The sequence below is a fragment of the Vibrio sp. 1-2 (7-a) genome (assembly GCF_013048515.1).
Taxonomy (GTDB): Bacteria; Pseudomonadota; Gammaproteobacteria; order Enterobacterales; family Vibrionaceae; genus Vibrio; species Vibrio diabolicus.
In genome coordinates this window covers 915,687-938,592 of record NZ_VHSQ01000001.1, presented here as the reverse complement: position 1 = coordinate 938,592, position 22,906 = coordinate 915,687, and the positions used below count along the sequence as shown (strand labels likewise).

The following is a 22,906-nucleotide window of genomic DNA, read 5'->3' as shown; positions in this document are numbered from 1 at the left end:
TGAATGAACCAGACCAGTACGTTTAAACGGTTGATGTCTTACCCATTATCTCAACCAAAGCCAATGATTAAAGGACTTGCTTTGCTGTTTATCGCAGCGTTAGCCAGCGCTGGCGGCCCTTGGTTGATTCAATATTTCATTGATGAGCACATCGCTAAAGGTGACTATTCACAGAATGTTCTGATTTCGCTAGCAGTAGGTTATATCGCTCTTCAGATGGTATCGGCAACATTTCAGTATTTTCAGTCATTGCAATTTAGCATTGTCGCGGCTAACACGATCAAAACGATTCGTAAGCAAGTATTTTCTGGTGTGATTAAGCAGCCGTTATCTGCGTTTGATTACACTCCTGCGGGGAAATTGGTATCGCGAATCACCAACGATACGGAATCTCTACAGCAATTTTATGAGCTCTTGATCGCGACCGTGGTGAAAAACGTGGTCATGATTGTGGTGATGCTTGGCGTTATGTTTTTCATGAGCTGGAAACTCACACTTGTTGTGCTTGTATTGCTACCGATCGTCATCGGCTTTATGTACTTGTTTAAGCAGCTAAGTACAGAAAGCTACCGAAAGATGCGTGACCTATTGACTGATATAAATGCGAATCTGAGTGAATCCATTCAAGGGATGAGTGTCATTCAATTAATGCAACAAGAAGAGCGTTTTAATAAACAGTTCAACGAGCTAACCGCAGAGCATTTGGTGGCATCTAAACGAGTGATTCGGCTAAACGGCTATCTGCTAAGACCATTGATGGACTTGCTCGCTGGCCTCGCGTTACTTTGCTTGGTTGCGATCTTTGGCTTTAACGGTATTGAGTTGATTGGTGTGGGGGTACTGTATGCGTTTATCAGTTATCTTGCGCGCGTTACTGAGCCATTAATTGAAATGACTCAGCAGCTTGCTCTACTTCAGCAAGCGTTAGTATCAAGCGAACGTGTGTTTGAATTGATTGATGCGAAAGAACAAACTTATGGGGACGACCATCAGCCATTAAGGTCAGGTGCTATCGAACTTAAAGACCTCACATTTAGCTACGATGGTAAACAGGACGTCCTAAAAGACATTTCGTTGAAGGCCAACCACCAAGACTTTATCGCGCTTGTCGGGCATACAGGAAGCGGTAAAAGCACATTAGCGTCACTGTTAATGGGCTTTTATCCAACGCAATGTGGTGAACTGCTCATCGATAGTCGTCCACTTAAAACACTAGGGAAAGACGTCCTTCGTAAAGATGTGGCAATGGTTCAGCAAGATCCGCACATTCTCCCTGCTTCAGTCAGAGAAAACATCTCTCTTAGTCGAGCGGTTGACGATACTCAAATATGGGATGCGTTAGACAAGGTAGGTTTGGCAGAGCAAATTCACCGTTATCCTAATGGGCTAGACACGCAGTTAGGTCAAGGTGAAACCAATCTATCTGCTGGACAAAAACAGCTCTTAGCGTTAGCACGTGTGCTTGTGGTAAAACCTAAAATATTGATATTAGATGAAGCAACGGCCAATATTGACTCAGGAACAGAAGCTTTAATACAAAAGAGCTTGGCAGTACTCAGACAAGACATGACACTAGTCGTTATCGCTCATCGACTTTCAACTATTTTGGATGCGGACCAAATAATTGTTCTTCATCATGGGGAGTTAGTAGAGAAAGGCACACACAAAGCACTATTGAAACAAAATGGTCGTTATGCCCAAATGTATCAGTTACAGCAAGCAAACCGACATTTACAGCAGATTGAAGAAGAAACCAAGCAACTCGAAGAAGCGGTGTGATTTTTATACCCATGCCTTCTTTTTATTTGGTAGGCATGGGCATAATCGGCCCAACTTCAAAAGTTAGCCTGATTAGCTTCCAATTTCTTCATAATGTGAACTAATTTTCTATTTCTTACCTATTATTGACATAACCCCTCGCTATATCACGCAAGGTCGTTGTAAAATCGTACGGTACTTCAGTCTGGTGCCCTTTGCACTAGACTGTTTTTCACTTTCTAATAATGCATATTAATCTCATGACACAAGTCCATGGACAAAGATAAGTTTACTAACATCTATCGCTTGCCTGGTTCGATTCAAATTCGTATCGGTAAATGGCAAAAAACGTTCCGCGGCACCTCTGATTTAGTTTTACATCAGGCGCTAATGGAGCGTAATAAGCAATTTAAGAAGCCAGACTTTTTACCTAAAGGCTGGTGCGTCACTCCTGTTGACGAAAAAGATATTACTGTCACGCACCACGGTAAATATATCCAAACCGTCATGCGCACAATGTTGGACAGAAAGGTCTCGTACAAGCGATTATTCCTATCTCGAATGAGTGCGGAAGAAGGTGAAAAAGTGCTCCACAATTACAAACTGGAGTGGGTAAGAAAACATAACCAGATCGCCAAAAAGTACAATCAAATTAAGAAGAAACAGTACATGAACTTTGCAAGAGAAGAAGAGGAAACCCTCTACCCTTCGATTCCAAAGGGTGAGTTTGACAAAACGTTATGGAACAAGCTCGTAGTATCATCGTTTGGTCCGCAGAAAAAGTACAAAAACCCACATTTTGTCCGCAAAGCCGATTTCTAAATAAACACCCCTACACTAGGGGTGTTTATTTATCCGTTAAATCACCAATCGTAAGTTAAACTGGCAATAATATTTTGTCGATCGCCATACCAACAAAAACCATCACATGTCGCTATGTACTCTTTATCAGTGATATTTTTGGCTGCGACTTGTAGCTTGTAATCTCCAATGCGATAGCTGACCGTCGCATCCATTAAGAAATAACTTGGTACTTTTAGTCTCTCTTCATTATCTCCGTATGACTCACCTGTATAGCGCGCACCTAAGCCAACAGCAAAGCCATCAAGAGGTCCATCAAAGAAACGATAATGTGCCCAAGCTGAAGAAACGGTATTCGCAACTTGAGACGGTGTATTTCCAAGCCATTCGTTATTAACGTCTTCTTTTATCTCAGCGTCAACATAGGCTATGTTTGCGATTAATGTTAAAGAAGGTGTCACATTGGCTACAGCTTCAAACTCAACGCCGTTATTTTCTATTTTTCCTATTTGCGTTAATTCACTCAAGTAGATACGAGCCAAGTTTTCTTTTGTTGCCAGATACGTTGCAATATTGAAATAGCCATCAAATGAATCCGGTTGGTATTTCATACCGATTTCAAATTGATCACCGCTTTCAGGCTTCGCTGGCTTACCATTGCTATCTTCTTGAATAATTGGATCAAAGTACTGAGAGTAACTAAAGTATGGTGTGAAGCCAGAATCAGAAATATAAGCCGTTCCCACGCTAAATGTCCACTCTCCATTATCGACTTTCGTGCAAGCACCCGTGGTAACATTATGTACTTCATTACTTGTATCGTCGTAACGCGCACCCAATAACATTGTCCATTTATCGTTAATCAGCATATGATCTTGAAAATAGACACCGAGCTGTCGGTTCTCAACTTTCGTTCTTTGCTTATCGGTTTCGCTCAATGGCTGTAGCGTATTCGGATCGAGTAACGTTATATTATCCGAATAAGTGGGATTAAATACATTAAACCTAGGGTCAAGCAAAGCTCCCATTGGTGTGTTTAAGAGCGCATTACCATCAGCAACGATAGGATCATTAGCAAAGTCCTTACCATCGATACTGATCATTTGAAAATCTAAACCCAACATCAAGTTATGCTCAACGCTTCCCCAATTTACTTGGTGCATCAAACGATTATCAATATTAAAAGCATCGGATGATCCATCTTCTGTTGAAGCGCCCCGAAGTATGGTCTTGCGTTCATTTGATGGATCTAAAATCGGCCCCAACCCAGGTACATCAGCCGAGTAAACGTACGAATACATTTGTCTCAACTTAACATCCATTTCACTGTAACGAGCAGCTTGAACAAACGAAGTGGTATCATTAAACGCATGAGAAAACTCATAGCCTAAAGACACCTGATCACGCTCAAACGTCTCCCAGTTGGGATTGCCTATCGCTAAACTATCACTGATCTTTCCATTTTTGTTTGGCGTTAACGTTCCTTCAACTGGCAAAAATTGCAGATAAGGATCTGAGTCGTCTTTTTGATAGCTCGTTAGAAAGGTAATTTCAGACGTCTCATTAAATTTGTACGTCATTGATGGAGAGAGAAGAATGCGCTCTGCTTCTACCCCACTAATTCTCGTCCCATTTTTTCTCGCTAACCCTTGAAAGCGGAAAGCTAACTGCTCACTCACCTCAGAGTTTACGTCAAGAGAAAGTTGTTTACGGTCTTCAGAACCGTACTCCAAAGATACAAGCCCTGAGCCTCCATCAAATTGAGGTCGCTTACTGACGACATTGATAACCCCACCAGGAGGGTTTTGCCCATAAAGAACAGACGCTGCACCACGTAAAACTTCAACCCTTTCTAACGCAAACGGATCTATTTGCCAACTATAGAAACCAGAAGAATATAAACGGGTACCATCTTGATACAGCCCGCTGTTCGCCTGTTTAAAACCACGAATAATAAACCAATCTTGCTTGTTATCTTCGCCGAAATAATTAGTTTGAATACTTGGTGTGTACTGTAGCGCGTCAGAAATGCTAATAGAGGCACGATCATCCATTTGTTCTCGCGTAACAACAGATACCGCTCTTGGGGTTTCATGGATGGCAATATCAGTTTTCGTCGCTGCCCGACTCTTCGCTCCAAGATAACTAAAATCAGGACCAACTGCACTGTCTTGCTGCTGTCCAATCACAACTATATTTTCATCTTCCTGAGCCAAGACATTTGGCGTTGATAACGCTAATACAACCGCCATTGACGTTGGTGTCAGCATAAACTGCCGAGTCATATTATTCTCCTTTTTTGTCGGCAGCCAAACCAACCCTTCATGACTTCAGCGATCGCTGAAAGAAAAGCGAGTTACGGCATCGCCAGTTGTTTCCATAAAAGACAAACCAGAGGTTTTGCATAAAGCACTCGCATAGGTTGCGAATGCCACTGCGAGTGCTTGTTTGTATAAGTACTTTCTTCGTTGAGGCTTAGCTGGTATCTATAAACGGCGTAATCCCCACATCAGATACAAACCGCCAATGAGAGATGCCATCAGCCCTGTTGGTATTTCTTGTGGGTAAAGAACTTGTCGTCCCAACCAATCGGCCAACAACATCACGCCGGAACCCAATATCGCGGCGCATAACATGTGTTGTGACGCTTTGTTAAAGCCAAATAAGCGAGCTAAATGCGGAGCCAGTAACCCAACAAAGCTAATAGGACCAACAACCAATGTCGCACTGACCGTGAGACAAGCAACTAAAAGCAGCAGTATCGCGCGCGAACGATCAACGCGAATCCCAAGTGCTTTAGAGGAAGCGGCGCCAACAGGAAGAATATCTAGCCATCTTACGCAGAGAAAACTCAACCCTATAAAGACAAGCGCAGATAAAGACAATGGGAGTAACGTTTCAACCGAAACATAGTAGGTAGACCCAGACAACCAAGCCAATGCTTGATAACTTCTTGGGTCACCAGTGGCTAGAATAAAGCTCTGTATTGCATTCATCAGTGCGGTAATAGCAATACCAGTCAACAAAATGCGCTCCGGCTGAAAACCTGATTTACGGTTTAGCAGCACAATGACCAATACCGTCGCTAATGCGCCTACGAGCCCGCCTAGAGAAAGAGTGAAAATTGACGAACCAAACCCAGTAAACATCGCGATGATCAATCCCATCGCTGTCCCTGAACTGATACCGATCACTTCAGGACTGGCCATTGGGTTTCCACTTAGGCGTTGAATCATGGTCCCAGCAATCGCCAACATTGCCCCCGCAATTGCTGCTGCAAATAGTCTAGGTGCGCGCCATTCCAAAAAAATCCAATTTTGGCTAGAAAATAAGTTTGTCCACCCTTCATTTTGCACAGCAACCGTGGCAAAAAGAACAACGGAAATTAACGTGCCGATCAACGCCAATGAGATCGCTTTAGGGTTTAGCTTGTAAACATGTTGACGGTGTCGAGTTAACACTGTTTGAGTATGGCCCTGCGTCTTTTGTGATAAGCGAGGTAACAACCATAACAGTAGTGGAGCGCCCAATGCAGCCGTTGCTGCTCCCGTTGGTATAAAACTCGCCATCAGCCCTGGCAGTTGCTGAATAACCAAATCGGTTAAAGTCAATAACATGGCACCAATCAGCATTGATACCCAAAGCTTATGCTGGATTTTATTGATGCCTATCAATCGAGTAATCGCTGGCGCTGCTAACCCGATGAAACCGATGATTCCTACTGCAGAAACGACCCAAGAAGTGATTAGTACCGCAAGCCCAAGACAGACAAAGCGCAGTTTGGCTAGCGAGACACCTAAACTCTTGGCACCTTGCTCGGAGAGTTCTAACAGACTTAACGGCTTTGCAAACACAAATGCGATAACCGTAGCAAGTGCGATTCGAGATGCAAGATACGAGAAATCACCCCATCCGCTCTGAACAAGCGAGCCCGCTCCCCATATCATTAATCCATTCAGCTTTTCGGTATTCATCATCAGAATAACCGTACTTAATGATGCAAAGTACAGGTTTATCACTAACCCAGAAACGACGACGACCGTTGGAGATAACGCTCGTCGCCATGACAACAGCATCACCAACCCCATCGATGTCACACCGCCGATGAGAGCAACCAAATTAGGTGCTATATCCAACATCCAAGGGGCAAATAGCGTAGCTAACATCAAAGCAAAACTTGAACCGCTCGCCACACCTAATGTTGTTGGCGAAGCAAGAGGATTGCGCAGAACTTGTTGCATTAATACCCCAGCAACCGCTAATCCGGCACCAGAAATAATCGTGGTGAAGACTCGAGGCCACCAGCTAAAGTGAAGTAAGACGGAATCGATAGATTGAAAGTTAGGTTTCCATAAACTGCTAAGAGCCAGTGAGAATGAACTTGCTTGATACAATTGGAAAGCACCAATAGAAAAGGTAAATGCCGAAAGTAACACCACAAGGCTTAAAGGCATGGCTTTCATTGTTCTAACTCCTCGACCTTACTCGCCGTAACTAACTCCGCGAACCGAAGCGCTGAAGGCATAGAACCAAAACTCCAAACAGGCGCGACTTGCATGACCTTCTCACCAGACTGTTGAACAACGTATTGCCAAAACGGATCTTGAGAGAGCCGCTTTTCGCCACCGTGAGGCAATGGCTCAACGATAACAATTTGGGCTCTTATACCTGCTAACTTATCGATGCCGACCAAGCTGAAGCCCCAACTATTTGTCTCTTCGTTCCACGCATTACTCAGCCCAATCTTTTCGATAGCCTGAGAGTAAAGACTATTCTGACCAAAAACACGAACGTGCTTCGTATCCATAAACTGAATCATTAAAAGCGGCGGCTGGCCTTTGTTTATGCGCTGTTTTAATAAAGAGAAACGTTCTTCATATTGTTGTATAAGTGCCTCAGCTTCCGCTTCTCTTCCTAGCTCTTCACCAAACCTCCGAGTGAAACGAGTAAGTACCGACCAATCTGTAATCCCGCTTTCATATAAGTCAATCGTGGTAACGGGGGCGATATCGACTAAGCGATGCTTCATTGAGGAGAAGTACGGGGCAATAAAAATACGGTCAGGTCTGAGCTCGTAAATACGCTCTATATTGGGTTGAGTTCTTAACCCTACATCCTTAGTTTGAGGTGGTAACGGTGGCGATTTTACCCAAGCATCGTAATCTTGCCCTTGAGCGACGCCTACGGGCACGACCCCTAACGCCAACATCGTTTCAGTTTGTGTCCAATCAACCGACATCACCCGAGGTGACGCCTCAGCTACTGCTTGAAAGGAACTGACCAAAAGCGCACTAAGTGAGAGAGCGAAAGAGAAATGCTTAAGTCGAGTGTTTGTACTGCTCATTATTCAACCTCTAGCTTGGCATCGCCACCGGATAACCCGCAGGGTGGTCAGAGATCTTCATCTCTATCCCGTATATGTCCCTTAGCTTAGGTTCAGTAAACACCTGTTCAACATTGCCTTGTGCAATCAAATCACCTTGATGCAATGCAACGATATGATCGCAAAAGCGCGCCGCTAAGTTGATATCGTGCAGTACGATAATAACGCCCAAGCCCAACTCTTTACTGAGTTTAGAGATGAGCTTCAACATATCGACTTGATGGCTAATATCTAACGCAGACAAAGGCTCATCAAGAAGCAAATACTCGGTTTTTTGCGCTAATAGCATGGCTAGCCACACTCGTTGGCGCTCCCCTCCAGATAGCGTATCAACTAAGCGATCTGCGTATTTTAGTGTTCCTGTCATCGCCATTGATTCTTCAACAATGTCATGATCTTTCTTGCTCAAACGACCAAGTAAACCATGCCATGGGTAACGACCAAAACCGACTAAATCTCGACCTAAAATACTGTCGGTCACCGGAAGATGCTGAGGCAAGTAGGCAATGTGTTGGGCGAATTTTTTCGCTGAGAGATCGTTAATGCTCGTTCCATGCAGAACCACGTCACCAGCGGTGTATGGCTGTTGCTGTGCCAGCAACTTTAACAATGTGGATTTTCCTGAACCATTGTGCCCAACAAGAGCGTATGTTTTCCCAGGTTCAAATGTCACATCAAACGCTTTTAGCAATGACTTGCCTTCAATCTCAAACTGGAGTGCTTTAGCTTCCAACATCCCTACTTCACCTAATAGCCATTCACAAATGAAAGCTAATCAATCGCTTTCATTCGTTCATCACGTTTGCCGTTCTTATTCAACAGAACGATTAATAAGGGAGGTTTTATATAACAACAAAGATACAAATGCAAACCGTTGTCATTATCATTACATCAACAAGATCATTGAGAGAATTACTAAGCGTTAATGATTATTTGTTGCGGATGACTTCATTAGTGGATTGTCGCAGGTCAACGAGAGCAGCGGTCTACCACTGCCCTCGCATAAATTTGAATGAATACTGCGGCGCATGAAGAAATGAGAAATGCCGCAGTGAATAAATTAATGACGAGCGTCAGCGCCAAACTCTACTTCTTTATAGATATCGGCCAGCGACTTTTTACCTTGTTTGTCTTTGGCTGAACGCTTTTTCTTCGTTTGATAATGGTATTCTTGCTCCTGAAGTGCTTGTTCGTGCTCTTTTGCTGACTCAACAAACTCAGGATTTGCAAGTGCTTGTTGGCGTAAGCGGTTTACTCTTTCAAGGGTTTCCCACAACATACTTCACCTCCAAACCTATTACTGTATATAAAAACAGTATTGTTTAAATATTCCTCCTCGTCAACATTTCAACTTCGTTACTGCTCTTCACATTAACCCCAAGCCTGTATAGTGCTCCGGATATTTGTGGATGATTTGCTTTATATAACCTTGATGCTCTCGCAGAGCATTAACACATTCTCGAGATAACCATCCCTGATATACCCATTTTTCAAGTTCTAACAATGCGTATGGGATGGACCACGCTTGTCTGTACGGATGGTGCGTCGTCATAAAATCAAAGGCATTCGCGACAGCCGTAATTTGCGCGGCGATTGGTATATCGCCACTGGTTAAACCATACGGATAACCAGTACCATTTAAGTTTTCGTATTGATAAGTAACCATCTGCAAAAACAAAGTCACACTCGGGTGAACCGGATTTCCGATACGAGCCACTATGTCATCGGCCGAGTCGATGCAACGCTCAATATGTTGAATCAATATCGCCTCTTGTTCTTGAGTATAATTTGTTCGGCGACTAGCAATTTCAACTGGCAGCTGAATATCACTGAGCGCATGGAATTGAGCAAAAATACCAATATCTTCGACCATTTCATCATTCAGGTGATAACGATCCGCTAACTGCGTTGCGATGACTTGGCTGTAGTACTTCATTCGTTTGGTATGCGCGTAAAACTCAGGGGAGTAGCCTGGCATCATACATTGCATTCGGTTCGCCAACGTTTCTATCGCGCTAACGACGTGGTCTTCTGATTCAACCGCAAATTGAATCATTTCGAAATAAGGTTTAAGACTATTCAACGCTTCTAAGCTAAACGCATTGGGCTGAGTGGAATTTAAAAACACAAAGCCTGTAAATGCTTTATTGTCGTAACAAGGAATCGCAACCGACGACTGGTATCCCTGTTTGAGTAAGGTTTGAACCCGAGGACAATGATTAATATCGTGAAGGTCTTCGACGATGCGAGGAATCGCGTTTTTGGAGGCAATATTGAGGTGGTGGAGTTTACGGAATGCTGACTCATGGTGGGCTAAACACCAAGTGTCGAACTCACTTTCTGCAAATGATTTGAGCACATCTTGGTCTGGGTGATATTTAGCAAATGACACCCTATCAATACACGGCAAGTGCGCCTGCATCCTGCCCTTTAGCGTTTGCAGTTGCTCATTAAGCGGTTTTGCAAACGGGTAAAAACTCCGGTGCGCCATACTTCACCTCCACACCCAAGCAGAGAAACAAGAGAAGCTCATTGTGTTGTAAATTCAATGGTATTTTGAGCGGTTTTCTCCACTTAAATTATCGATATACCACAACTTAAGTGTACGAAATAAAAGCACATTTCTACCAATTCTTTCACCGAATATCTTACGGTAATTTGATCCAGATTAAAAAAGCCAACGAGCGAAACTCGTTGGCTTAACAATACTGATTGATTACGATGGATTCAGTAACTAGAGGTTATTCAGAAAACGTTCTAAACAACTAGCCCAGAGCAGGAAGCACACCCAGCGTAATTAACAGCTGAGCTAATACGATACCTGTGCCAGCGATACCCGTTATCACTAATGCGCCTTGGCCACCAGCAACTCGGTACTCCCCCGTAAAATCATCCGATTTACGAACCTTGATCACCATAACCAAAGGCAAAAAGATGGCTAAAATCGCTAAGGCAATCGCTGCATAACCCAAAGCCATAATAAAGCCTTGAGGGTAAAAAAGTGCGAAGCCCAGCGGTGGGGTAAACGTCACGAGTGCCGCAACCAAGCGATTAGGCTTATCGTTGCTCCCTTTGATGGTGTCACCCAAAAACTCGAATAGACCTAAACTCACACCAAGAAATGACGTTAACAGTGCCAAATCAGCAAATACACCGACAATGTTGCCTAAGTTTGATTGGTGCACCGTCTGCGATAGTTGACCAATAAGCGCGCTCAACCCGCCGTTTTCAATAAGCGTACTTTGGCTAACCACACCCAATGTCACGATCTGCCAAAAGATGTAAATCACGAGCGGGATCGTCGAGCCAATAATAACGGCTTTGCGCAAAGAAGAAGTATCGCCATCTAAGTAATTCACAATTGCCGGAATGCTTCCGTGAAAACCAAACGAAGTAAAGATAACAGGAATCGCCGCTACAATAAGACCTTGCTCAATCGGCATACTCAATAAGTAAGATTCCGTAACGTTTGGAGCAAGAAAAGAAAGCACAGCAACCATCGCAACAAGTTTCATCGCGAACAACACGCGGTTAACTTTATCGACCGTACCTGTACCAACTGTCACAACTAAAGTCACAATCAAGGTAAAGATTATCGTTGATGTAGACCCTGAAATATCAAGGTCAAACCATTGTGCGAGGCGATCTCCGAACTGAGCACCACCGCCAGCGATGTATGCTGCACACAATGAGTAGAAAAGAAACAGCATCGCAAAACTTGCCACCCACTTGCCTTTTTGGCCTAGGATCTGTTTCGCTAAAGTATGAAGAGTTGCACTACTTTCTGCATGCTGATGAAGCTCAAGCATGAGTAAGGCAGTGAAAGCCATCAGAGCCCATAAACTGAGCATGATGATGATTGAAGTTGAAAAACCAATGCCGGCAGAGGCAAGTGGAAGGGCTAGCATGCCAGCACCTATTGTAGTTCCCGCGATAATTAGAGTACTACCGAATACTTTAGAACGACTCATTGTATATTTATCTTTACACTTTATTAGGAATTATCGGTATTAGATCGGGCAACGGCGTACCGAAACCAATACCATATTTGTAATACTGTCGATATTGTAGGATCTTCAGCAGAAGATCAAGCAAAGTGTAAGGATAAAAAACCACAAGTGTAAATAATAATTTACACACCACTAATGTCCAACAATATCTGAGTACATTCTTCCCTGCTCATGAACTTAGGGACAGGGTAATTCCAGTGCGCCTCTTTCATAATTAAATCTACAAGCGCATCAGCATCTTCGCGCTGAATGAGTGCACTTTTCTGCTTAATATCAATGCTTGCAAACAAAGACTCCACATGCGTCAAAAAGTGTTGAGCACTCGCCTCACCTGACTGCCCTTCGGCCGTCAACGCATCGAGTTTTCTTAGTTGAGGCTCTATCTCTGATAATGAAAAGCGCAGCACAGGTAACAAGGCTAATCCGTTTGCCATGCCATGAGGTATTCCATATTTCGCACCGAATGTGTGAGCAAACGCATGAACATAACCCAAACTCGCTTTCGTAAATGCTAAACCTGCGTAATAGGATGCCATGGCCATTTTATGTCGAGCTTCAACATCATCCCCTTGTGCTACGACCCGAGGAAGATGCTTAAAAATTAACTTAATGGCGGCAACAGAATAAGCCCTAGTTTCTTGAGTAGCATTTCTCGACACATACGCCTCAATAGCGTGAGTTAATGCATCAACGCCAGTATCAGCCGTGATCTTAGGAGGTAAACCAATCATTAAGTTCGCATCTAAAGCTGCCATTAGTGGCACCAACTTTGGATCCATCAAAGGGGTTTTAATGTGTGAGGAGGGATCTGATACGACCGCGGCGATGGTGACCTCACTTCCTGTTCCTGCGGTCGTTGGAATAGCAAACAGAGGCGCTGGCATTCGCCATACTTTCAATAGTCCAGCTAACTTTTTTATTGGCCGTTTATTGGTAACTTTCGCAGCAATGACCTTTGCGCAGTCCATTGCCGAGCCACCACCCAAAGCTAATATGCCCTCACAATGAAAACGATGGTAAGCCTCTAGACCGCTTTCTACCTGATCATAGGTAGGATCGGGCTGCACTTTCGAGAAAACATCTAACTGTAAATCGAGTTGTGCTGCCGCCTTGAGCACCTTATCGACAATACCGACTTGGACTAACCCTTCGTCGGTAACTAATAAGACGCGTTTAAATCCCAGTTCGGTCATCGATTCTAATAGCTCATTCATCGAACCAGGGCCGGAAAACAAGGTTGGTCTCGGCATAGGAAGGATAAGAGCTGCTATTTTTAGCCCTGCGGTGTAAGTCCGATATAAGCGATGCTTCAACATACGAAATCCTTTTCATTTAGAGCTATCATTCTAGCTACTTTTATCACCTATGCTTACTTTGCAATCACACATTTTTTAATTAAGTCATTCCATCAACACATAAATGCTGCTGAGGGAGCAATACCGTTATCTTGATCTCCCCACACCACATGAGCTGTAGAGAAAATTATTTTTTATGATTTTCCATTAGCGTTACCTTAATAACTCACCCCTCTTCGGCTTTGCCGATCATAAAGTGGTTATTGAAGGTGCCTTATCATTCATACAAACTCAAAAATATGGATTCTACTTAATCACATAACGGTACGGTATATCAGTAATCTAATCCGAACATCACTTATAAAAATACAAATAAGAATGCGTTACATCATGATTTATTGTCGTTTTCAAATAAGTCAATAAAAGCAACAATAATCTTTCAAAACTAATACTTAGTTCAAATAACTGACTCTTAATCATGAGCTTCAGGTGATATTGTTATGCAACTAGGATTATTATCCGCCCCATAATTAAAACTACGTCTAAACGCCCACCTTTTTGGGGTCTATTCGCTGTCGTACCCAATTTTCCTATCACCTTCTGATTTGGGTTTCGCGTGGGCTAATTAGCAATGTCGGTATAAACCATGAATCATTCTTGCCATTCCCATACGGACACGGGCTTTGAAGTCGATCTAAAACAAGCACTTATCTGGGTTGCTCGAGCACTCGATTATGTCGGTGTTGACGATACTCACCACAGCCATCGTGTCGCTTATATCGCTTACCAATGTGCTCGCGTCATGGGTTGGGAGCCAGAAAAAGCGGAGTTTTGTTACTTCGCAGGTATGATCCACGACTGTGGAGTCTCCGAAACACAAGAACATAAAATGTTACTTGGAGAGCTGGTGCCACAAGACGTGAAAACACACTGCTTAAGAGGGTACCGAAGCCTCAAGCAGTGTCGTTTGTTGCGCCAATTTGCGACACCAGTTCTTTACCACCATACACATTGGAGCGAACTAAAAGAGCTCGATTTACCGCCTTTTGAAAAAGAGGTGGCCGCCCTGCTCTACTTATCGGATCGCCTTGATTTTATGCGCTCAAAATACGTCATGAACTGCCATTGTGACATTGTCACGCTTCATGAGGAATTGATTGCTGAGTGTATCATGGCAAACGTTGGAACCTTGTTTAATCCAAGTATGGCCGAAGCAATGGTTAAACTCGTCATGACCGACGCGTTTTGGTTCGCGATGGAGTCGGAAAATATTGAAACCATAGGCCTAAATTTTAAAAGCATTGATTGGCTTCAAAAGCAATTAACCATCCAAGATATGAACAGTTTGGGAATGTTTATCGCTCAAATTGTTGATGCAAAGAGCCCATTCACTTATCAACATTCACAAAAAGTGGCGGAGTTATCTCGGTATCTCGCGATTAAGCTTGGGCTAAACGAGCACGATCAAGAAATGTTATATATTGCAGGGCTGGTGCATGATATTGGAAAGTTAAAAACACCAGATGAAATCCTTCACAAAGAAGGCTCTCTGAACAAACAAGAGTACACGCGCATTAAACGCCATACCATTGATACTCAGCTCGCATTGCATAAGGTCTTCCCTAACGCGAAAATAGCGGAATGGGCTTCCAATCATCATGAACGTTTAGACGGGTCGGGCTATCCCTATCACAAAACAGGCGACGAGCTCGATGTTCCATCGCGTATCATTGCTGTCGCGGATGTCTTCCAAGCCCTGTCTCAAGATCGCCCCTATCGAGGACGAATGACTCAAACACAGATCGCCGACATTATGGGTGAGCAAATAGCCAAAGAGGAGCTTTGCTCTGACGTTTATGCGGTATTAGAACGAAACATGACAGAGTGTTACGAACTCTCAACCGACGTTTAATCAAAACAGGGGCGAACACACGCCCCCCTTTTTTAGGATGATAAGACTAGGCGACAAATAGTTACCTAGCAATATCAAGTAAATTATCTCGCACACCATTGATTCTGAACCAACCAGCGATACTAAAACGCTCGGCATTGGTTGGTAACACCTCATGTGGGAACTGCTCTGATAAGAATACGAACAAACGCCCTGAGCGTGGGGGAATGGTTGCAATTTTATTGTCATTCAAATCGTATACTACTAATTCACCCGCGTCTTCTTCCGTCCAGGATTCGTTCATATAAAAAACGGTCGTCAATCGACGGTTTTCGTTACCTTTGAAGCAATCTAAATGTTTTTGGTAGAAGTCCCCTTTCTCGTACTTGGCAAAATGAGCTTCGTACTCAAAAAGTCCAAGAAACAAGTGACGGTTCACTTCTTGGCGGATCTCTTCCATTTTATCCAAGTAAGAAGTAACAGCATGCCCCATATTTGGCGATAACCATTGAATCTTGTCACTACGAATAGATTCAATACGAGTAACATCATCGTTACGACCAATACGTGCTTTTTTCCAATTGCTTGGAATGCAATCTCGCAGTTGAGCCACCTCTTGTTCAGAAAGAAAGTCATCCCAGATGTAGTAGCCATTGGTTGCTAACGCATCGATCATTTTATTCATTATTTTCGTTCACTCGTGTTAGTTGGGCGCTCTATATAAAAAATCTGCGACACAACAACAAATGCGATTTTTTATCGAGACGACAACTAAGCAAAACGAGAATTAAAATAGATGATACAAGATACAAAAATGCCGCTCATGTGAGCGGCAATGTCGTTTATTATTGACGAGCTTCTAATCTCGTTGCTCGAATTCGCAACGGACGAAGACGCTTAATGCTAGGACGCTGTTTGTTTTTTAGCTGGATATGACAAAGTTCCAGAATCAAACCAAATGCCATCGCAAAGTACACATAACCTTTATTGATATGAATTGCGAAGCCTTCTGCCATCAATAAGCCACCCAGTAAAACGAGGAACAGCAATGCCAACGTTTTAAAGCCGGGATAGCGCGTCACCAGATTATTGATTTTTTCAGCAGTCATTACCATCACGATTGCAGACGAGACAATCGCCGCGACCATAAGCGGGACATCACTTGTCAAACCGACGGCGGTAATCACCGAGTCCATTGAGAATACCGCATCCACAGCAACAATCTGCAGCAGCACTACCGCTAATCCAGTACGAGCATGAGTCGAGTGGCCAGATTCATTGTGATTTAACCAGCTCCACAACTCTTTCAGGCTTTTTGCCAATAGGAATGCACCACCCGCGATCATGATCACGTCTCTTCCGGTAAACGCTTGGTTTACGACGGAAAACAGTGGTTGAGTCAACTGCATAATCCAAGAGATAGAAAAAACCAATGCAATACGAGCAATAACAGCAAGGCCGATACCAAGGTTTCTTGCCAGTTTACGTTGATGCAGTGGCAATCTTTCACATAGGACGGAGATAAAAACGACGTTATCAACGCCTAAGACAACTTCAAGCGCAAACAAAGTGGCAAAAATCGCCCAAGCCTCTGGTTGCATGAAAAGTTCTAACATGAGTACGCCTCCAGTGATGGGAAGACATACGGTGAAGGGTTCTGTCGACTAAAGGGGTCGTCCATTAATTATTTATACCTCTGTTACTTAAGGATCTTGAGTAAATCACCAAACAATCAACAACACAATGGCTATTTTTATTAGGTAATGACGGCTTTTCATTCGTACACAAACTATTCAGCCCTCGCACTAGAAAGATAAATAAAATAGAAATTCTAAAATTGAAGAAAGAAAAACGCCAAAGACCTAACAAATCCAAGAGAGTTCTTTAATCTTACAAAGCTCAAATTATTTTTACGCAACACGTTAAATACATTGAGCTCAAAGCGAAAGATGCTCATTTACGAGATAAACAATAGTAAAAATTTGTTTCATCCTGATATACTGCCAAAAATCATAAGAAACCATGCTATTTATGGACTACATTGCTCTTTCACGCATTAGCCTAAAACATCTCACTGTATTGCATATGTTGTTAACCACTCACAGTGTTACGCTTGCCGCAGAGCGCCTGTGTGTAACACCTTCGAGCGTCAGTAAAACACTTGGGCAATTACGTGAAACGCTGAAAGATGACCTTTTCTATCGCGATGGTACTCGCTTGGTACCAACGGCATTTGCGCTGCACATTGGCCCCTCGATCCATGGCATACTCTCTAGCATGAATGGATTATTACATCAGGGCTCATTTAATCCAGCTTACTATCAGGGCAGTTTCTCATTAGCTATGCGCGAAAGTTCGTTTGAGCTTTTTGCGCCAGTTCTACAGCATTTATCTCAGCAACTCGGCAATCATGCACATTTGAATGTGCATGCAAAAGAGGAAATGAGTTTCGATGCGTTGGTAAGAGGCCAAGTGGACTTTTTGCTGCTTCCACACGATCTTAGTCAGCCGCCCACGCAAAACAAAGACTTGGTATGGCAAACCATTCTGAAAGACGAAATGGTTTGTTTAATGGGATCATCAAATCCACTCTCTAAACAGCCTTTGTCTGTTGAAAGCTACCTCTGTGCAAGACACATTGGGATTCATGATAAAGATCTCTCACAACCTTATTTCGAGCAGAACCTCACACAAAGGCACTCGAAGCGAAATATGGCTATGCGTGTAGCGGATTTTGGTTCAGCTGCAGTGATGTGTCAGCACTCAGATTACTTGTTCACCTGTTCCAAACTTTGGGCAAGGGCGGCCATGCAAGCAAAAGGCTTGGTTGAACAATCCCTTCCATTCGATTATGGACAGGTAGCCTACAGCCTCGTTTGGAACAAAGCGAGCTTGAACGATCCGGCTTTAAAATGGCTACAAAAACAATTGCTCGATGCCTGTGCCATGCTAGACGCGTGCGATGCGTGAGTAAGATAACGAATCAAAACTGCATTACGTGAGTACAGTCGGCACTGCGATGGGGTTACTCACGTAACGTAAAAGTTCTGATTTTAAGCGTTCGATATCATGGCGAGAGCACGCATCCCAGGTTAGCGCCTCCCCCATGACTCCGTGATGTTGAAATGCATTTAAACGGATAAGCACCGATTCAGGTAAAGTACTCAAATAGCGCCCAATCGCTACGATTTCTATATCTAAATCACTTTTCCCTGGAATATGCAGTAACCGAACTTCATACAATTTTTCATGCTTTGCAAGGTACTGAAGCGTTTTGAATACACGATGATTATCACGCCCAGTTAGCCACTGGTGCGTCTCTGTCTGCCACGATTTCAAATCGATCATCGCACCGTCCAGAAAAGGAAGCACACGCTGCCAACCTGTCACTGATAAAGAGCCATTGCTGTCGATGAAACAAGAAAGGTGCTGTAACTCAGGATCTTGCTTGATCCCTTTAAACAGCTCAATAATGAAAGGAAGTTGTAAGGTAGATTCCCCACCGGATACTGTAACACCACTGATGAAAAAGCGATGCTTGCGTATCAAATCGAGCATTGTTACCACAGAGTAGTCAGTAATTTTTGGATTAGATTGGTTCTGACATATCTCTATACAATGATCGCAGTGGGTGCACTCCTCTTTAAGCCAAACAACGTTGTTGTTTTCGTCGAACTTCAGTGCGTCTGCCGGACATTCACTCACACAATCACCACAGTGATTACAATGGTTTATTGTATGAGGGTTATGACAGTTCAAACACTGATAGTTACAACCCTGTAGAAAGATGACTAGACGATTTCCTGGCCCATCAACACAAGAGAAAGGAAGGATACGAGTGACTTTTGCCAAAAGGCTTCCACTTCGTCTAGACATCTTGTTCTTTCCTAAACCGACCTTTACGCCTGCGTGTAGGTCGGTGTCATTTCATGACTCACCACACGTGGTGAGCGATCTAAAATCCCAGTATTTTTTGCCGCCTCTGCTCCCAGAAACGTCGTATTGGTTCTCGAACCTTCTGCATCATATTTTGCGATATCAGAAAGTTTAACCATGTATCCCGTAACGCGAATCAAATCATTTGAGGCCACATTCGCGGTAAACTCACGATAGCCTGCATTTAATGCCCCTTTGCACAAATTGAACATCGCTTCTGGGTTTGATTTCACCGTTTCATCAATCGTCAAAATATCGCTGATACCTGCACGATAATACTGGTGATGCTCAGCTGTTGCTTGTACATAAGTGACAGGGTCTGGCTCCGTGCCATAAGGAAGACGCACACCTGGCGTAACGCCAAGATCTAAGCTAATACCACCTTGAGCATGTAAGAGCGCTTTACCATCCAAACCATATTTCACTGGGGTTGACTCCACTAGTTTCGCCAGTGTGGCTGAAACATCATGAGCAAAAGCATTCGCACGTTCATCTTTTCCGTACTGCCCCGTTTGGCCTTCTTTTTCGAACAGAAGGTTCACCGCTTCTGCCATACCATAAATGCCATACATTGGTGCGAAACGGGACTCTTCAATCAACCCTTCTTGCGTCAAAAATCCTTGAAAGAAATTGGACTTTTCATGCAAGTGCGTACTTCTAGCGTCCATCAACTCAACCATTAATTGATGGTATAGAGGTAAAACACTGTTTAAGAAGTCGTTACAATCCGATGCTCGTTCTGCGACTTCTTTTAGGTTCATTCGCACCAGCGTGTTTGAACCGCCAGCCAGTGGCAGTGAATTGTAGCAACTTACAATACCAAAACGTGAACCGCTGTAGGCTTTCGAATGCACAGGGTAATTGGCAATATGAGGCTTACTACACTCGCAAATATTCTGCGTCGCTTGACGAAGTAAATCATCAGGCGTGACCGACTCGTCGTACATGAACGTAAGATTTGGCGCAATCTGCTTGAGCTCGGCGTCCACTTTTAAAATAGTGCGACAAATAATGTTGTCTGTCGGTCCGACATTCACGTGCATAAACGCATCTGGCAATGTGCGATCCAACATGATCCAAAAATGTTTTAACTTTTTGTAAATTTGATTCTCTGTCAGGTCGCCTATGTAAGGCAGTAAGACATCATCCAACTGACCTAAATACACCGGAATATTCGTTACCGATGGAACATGATGGTAAATGATGGTGAGCATATTCAGCGCATCATCGAAATCGTCAGCTGGAAGCAACTCTAGATACTCAGAGCCTTGCGATAGGAACTTAGCGTAATCAGGCAGCACATAGCGTGGTTTGAAAGGTGCATGGCCTTCAAACATATCACAGATGATTCCTTCATCCATTGCTTGTCTTAGCGATGGGGAAATCGACATGTAAGGAATACATGCTTCCGCCTCCAAGGCCAAAAAGTTCGACTTTTGTTTTGGAGAAAGACGAACATCAGTCGCAATGTCTAGAAAACGTTGTTGTAGTTCAGAAAGGCTTTTCATCTGAGATGTCCCTGAAAAAGTAACCACAAACCCACAAGATAAAACATGGATTCTACCCCTAAAGAGTAACGTGATTTTACTCCGGCTTACCTGTTGCCACTAATGAAAATAAACAAAACGTCTATTTCCATAATGGAAATAAGCTAACGCTAAATTAGGTTATTGCAACTTACGCTATTGAAATAATCCAACCATGCACCGAACACGCACTTTCTCATCGGTTTGCCGTCGACAACATGACGCCCGCGCTAATAAATACTCCGCCAGTCAGGCGATTGAACAACTTGGCTCTTCCAGCGACAAACAGCCAGTCTGAAGCTTTTACACCTAATAATGCATAAAATGTTAGCCAACTTAGCTCAAACACCACAAATGTAGATGCAAAAATCGCGTATTGAGCCAACAAAGGCGCAGAGGGATCAATGAACTGAGGAAACAAAGCGGTAAAAAAGACAATCGCTTTCGGGTTACTAGCGCCAACAATAAAACCACTGGTGAACGCGCTGAGCGCATTCGAGGAGCTTTGGACGGCTGCCGTTTTGTCAAAATCCGTTTGAGAAGAGCGCAGCGCTTGAATGCCTAACCAGATTAAATAAGCGGCACCACACCATTTGATGATATTGAAGACCAGCTCAGATGAGGCAATCACAACCCCTAACCCGGTAAAAGAAAGCGTTAGTATAATAGTGATCGCTGATAAACTGCCTAGCGCAGTCATGAGGGCAATACGAAACCCACTGCTCACACCTTTACTTAAACACAGCAATGAGCTTGGCCCAGGCGATGCAGTAAGCACCAAAACGGCCAGAGTGTAAAAAATCCATGTATCAATTTGCATTGGCATCCCTTCCCGCAAAAAGTAGAGGGTTATACCTCAATCTTTATTGAGATATTCCTAGCTCAGTTTCCATCCATGAAACTCGATTCTTTAATAACCACCTAGTCCCTACATAATTTAGAAACCATTAATAGATAGTTATGCAATCAAAATACGCTCTGCATGCAAGGTTGTAAAGCATGTTTATTTTTCTTAATCATAAAAAGGCTTGGGATCGATTTCTAACGATGACGGAGCGACTGCTCTTTCTATTTTGTGTAGGCTATTTTTCAAATCGACCATCGCCACATCGATATAACGCTGATATTTGCGTGAGTAAAAACACTTCACTTCTGGCTTTAAAGCTTGAGAGTCATTTGAGGACCAAACAATACCAACACGCCCATCACTCAACTCAACAATAGAGCCCACTGGGTACATCCCAACGCAATTAATGAACTTGTAGACTAGGTCTGCATCTAAATGAAATGGCGTTAAACTCAATAAGATTTTAAACGCTTCTGCTGAGCTCATGCCTTTTTTGTAGCAGCGATCGGCCGTCAACGCATCGTAAATATCAACAATACAACTCATGCGGCCGTGAATCGGAATCTCATCGCCCTTCAAGCCTCTAGGGTAGCCATTGCCATCTAACTTCTCATGATGCATCAAACAGACATCGCGACTCACATCACTAAGGCCCTTTACATGGAGAATAATCTCACCAGCGAACACTTGATGTAGCTTCATGTGTTCAAACTCTTCAGGTGTTAGCTTTGCTGGTTTATGCAAAATCTTGTCATCAACTTTAATTTTACCTACATCATGAATGATGCCACCAATAGCGAGCTGCTTTAATGTCTGCTTATCTAACCCCAAGTACTTACCAAATGACACTAAAAGGCAAGCCACATTGACGGAGTGTTCCAACAAGTAGGAGTCTTTTTTTCGGAGTGCAGAAACACATTGCAACGCATCTGAGTCGATAAAAACGCTTTCAATGACATCATCAGCCCAAGCTTCTACCTCATCAACTTCAATGATTTTGCCTTCAAAAGTTTGATTCAATAGTTTCTGCGCCAGATCTTTTGCTTCCGCAATTAGCTTTTTGGCTCGTTTATGTTGAACATCTCTCGAGCGATAAGCGCGTTGAACCTTCGAAAAGTCAGAGGACTTGGGCTCTCGCTCCTCTTCTACGGCAACAATGGATTCATCCACAGGCTTAAAGACACACTTCTGAGAAGATAATGTTTGATCTACCCAAACATACTTCACGCCGCTCGCGGTAAGCTTCTTAATGCCCTCTGGGCTAGATATCCGCCCTGCATTGGCTAAATTTACGCGCTTGTTGTGCTCTATCGCGGTAACAAACATACCAACGCCGACATCAGCGAGCGCAATTTTGATTGAATTTTTTGGATCGTACTGCATAAAAAGAAAGCTTACTCGATATTAACGGCAGTATTATAAGAGATTTGATTAATTGGCGTGATAATAAATTAGAATT

18 protein-coding genes are annotated in these 22,906 nt (G+C 43.3%); 4 read left to right on the top strand and 14 right to left on the bottom strand.

Going from position 1 to position 22,906, the window contains the following annotated elements:
* The first annotated feature begins 3 nt into the window (after nucleotides 1-3).
* Together FKN08_RS04205 and FKN08_RS04200 are read left to right on the top strand one after the other, a co-directional pair.
* Nucleotides 4-1,779, top strand: a complete 1,776-nt coding sequence (locus tag FKN08_RS04205; protein WP_170891408.1) for an ABC transporter transmembrane domain-containing protein — start codon at nucleotides 4-6, stop codon at nucleotides 1,777-1,779.
* Between the two features lie 252 nt (nucleotides 1,780-2,031).
* Complete coding sequence (locus FKN08_RS04200) at nucleotides 2,032-2,580, top strand: hypothetical protein (protein WP_054867095.1); 549 nt, start codon at nucleotides 2,032-2,034, stop codon at nucleotides 2,578-2,580.
* Nucleotides 2,581-2,621: 41 nt separating this feature from the next.
* Here the strand turns inward: FKN08_RS04200 and FKN08_RS04195 are convergent, their stop codons facing one another.
* The 8 genes from FKN08_RS04195 to FKN08_RS04160 all read right to left on the bottom strand — a co-directional run bounded on the left by FKN08_RS04195 (nucleotide 2,622) and on the right by FKN08_RS04160 (nucleotide 13,268).
* On the bottom strand, nucleotides 2,622-4,844 hold the full coding sequence (locus tag FKN08_RS04195; protein WP_170891407.1) for a TonB-dependent siderophore receptor: 2,223 nt from the start codon (nucleotides 4,842-4,844) through the stop codon (nucleotides 2,622-2,624).
* Nucleotides 4,845-5,045: 201 nt separating this feature from the next.
* Entirely contained in the window at nucleotides 5,046-7,022 is a 1,977-nt protein-coding gene (gene fhuB / locus FKN08_RS04190) for a Fe(3+)-hydroxamate ABC transporter permease FhuB (protein WP_170891406.1), read from the bottom strand.
* Complete coding sequence (locus FKN08_RS04185; protein WP_104969484.1) at nucleotides 7,019-7,903, bottom strand: ABC transporter substrate-binding protein; 885 nt, start codon at nucleotides 7,901-7,903, stop codon at nucleotides 7,019-7,021. Before FKN08_RS04185 ends, fhuB begins: the two co-directional genes overlap by 4 nt.
* Nucleotides 7,904-7,913: 10 nt before the next feature.
* Entirely contained in the window at nucleotides 7,914-8,678 is a 765-nt protein-coding gene (locus tag FKN08_RS04180; RefSeq protein WP_005394180.1) for an ABC transporter ATP-binding protein, read from the bottom strand.
* A 324-nt stretch (nucleotides 8,679-9,002) separates the two neighbouring features.
* The gene (locus tag FKN08_RS04175) at nucleotides 9,003-9,221 is read right to left on the bottom strand and encodes a hypothetical protein (RefSeq protein WP_005377723.1); all 219 of its coding nucleotides are present in this window, start codon (nucleotides 9,219-9,221) and stop codon (nucleotides 9,003-9,005) included.
* Between the two features lie 87 nt (nucleotides 9,222-9,308).
* Entirely contained in the window at nucleotides 9,309-10,433 is a 1,125-nt protein-coding gene (locus FKN08_RS04170; protein ID WP_048626351.1) for an HD domain-containing phosphohydrolase, read from the bottom strand.
* A gap of 274 nt (nucleotides 10,434-10,707) precedes the next feature.
* The gene (locus FKN08_RS04165; protein ID WP_006741572.1) at nucleotides 10,708-11,913 is read right to left on the bottom strand and encodes an aromatic amino acid transport family protein; all 1,206 of its coding nucleotides are present in this window, start codon (nucleotides 11,911-11,913) and stop codon (nucleotides 10,708-10,710) included.
* 161 nt (nucleotides 11,914-12,074) lie between these two features.
* On the bottom strand, nucleotides 12,075-13,268 hold the full coding sequence (locus tag FKN08_RS04160; RefSeq protein ID WP_170891405.1) for an iron-containing alcohol dehydrogenase: 1,194 nt from the start codon (nucleotides 13,266-13,268) through the stop codon (nucleotides 12,075-12,077).
* Between the two features lie 625 nt (nucleotides 13,269-13,893).
* Here FKN08_RS04160 and FKN08_RS04155 point away from each other — a divergent pair.
* Entirely contained in the window at nucleotides 13,894-15,159 is a 1,266-nt protein-coding gene (locus tag FKN08_RS04155; protein WP_006741574.1) for an HD domain-containing protein, read from the top strand.
* A 61-nt stretch (nucleotides 15,160-15,220) separates the two neighbouring features.
* Here the strand turns inward: FKN08_RS04155 and FKN08_RS04150 are convergent, their stop codons facing one another.
* Together FKN08_RS04150 and FKN08_RS04145 are read right to left on the bottom strand one after the other, a co-directional pair.
* Nucleotides 15,221-15,823: a 2OG-Fe(II) oxygenase gene (locus FKN08_RS04150; protein ID WP_047008737.1), complete on the bottom strand. Its 603-nt coding sequence runs from the start codon at nucleotides 15,821-15,823 to the stop codon at nucleotides 15,221-15,223.
* A gap of 160 nt (nucleotides 15,824-15,983) precedes the next feature.
* Nucleotides 15,984-16,754 (bottom strand): TerC family protein, encoded by a 771-nt coding sequence (locus FKN08_RS04145; protein WP_047008736.1) that lies wholly within the window; start codon nucleotides 16,752-16,754, stop codon nucleotides 15,984-15,986.
* A 415-nt stretch (nucleotides 16,755-17,169) separates the two neighbouring features.
* Here FKN08_RS04145 and FKN08_RS04140 point away from each other — a divergent pair, with 415 nt between their 5' ends.
* Nucleotides 17,170-18,108, top strand: coding sequence for a LysR family transcriptional regulator (locus FKN08_RS04140; protein WP_048626349.1), 939 nt, complete (start codon nucleotides 17,170-17,172; stop codon nucleotides 18,106-18,108).
* 24 nt (nucleotides 18,109-18,132) lie between these two features.
* Here FKN08_RS04140 and FKN08_RS04135 read toward each other — a convergent pair whose 3' ends face one another.
* The 4 genes from FKN08_RS04135 to FKN08_RS04120 form a co-directional block, all read right to left on the bottom strand.
* Nucleotides 18,133-19,014, bottom strand: a complete 882-nt coding sequence (locus FKN08_RS04135) for a YjjW family glycine radical enzyme activase (RefSeq protein ID WP_139060277.1) — start codon at nucleotides 19,012-19,014, stop codon at nucleotides 18,133-18,135.
* Between the two features lie 23 nt (nucleotides 19,015-19,037).
* Nucleotides 19,038-20,582, bottom strand: coding sequence for a YjjI family glycine radical enzyme (locus FKN08_RS04130; RefSeq protein WP_139060276.1), 1,545 nt, complete (start codon nucleotides 20,580-20,582; stop codon nucleotides 19,038-19,040).
* Nucleotides 20,583-20,796: 214 nt separating this feature from the next.
* Nucleotides 20,797-21,420, bottom strand: coding sequence for a LysE family translocator (locus FKN08_RS04125; protein WP_053807364.1), 624 nt, complete (start codon nucleotides 21,418-21,420; stop codon nucleotides 20,797-20,799).
* A gap of 192 nt (nucleotides 21,421-21,612) precedes the next feature.
* Nucleotides 21,613-22,830: an HD-GYP domain-containing protein gene (locus FKN08_RS04120; protein ID WP_005394162.1), complete on the bottom strand. Its 1,218-nt coding sequence runs from the start codon at nucleotides 22,828-22,830 to the stop codon at nucleotides 21,613-21,615.
* Between the last annotated feature and the right edge of the window lie 76 nt (nucleotides 22,831-22,906).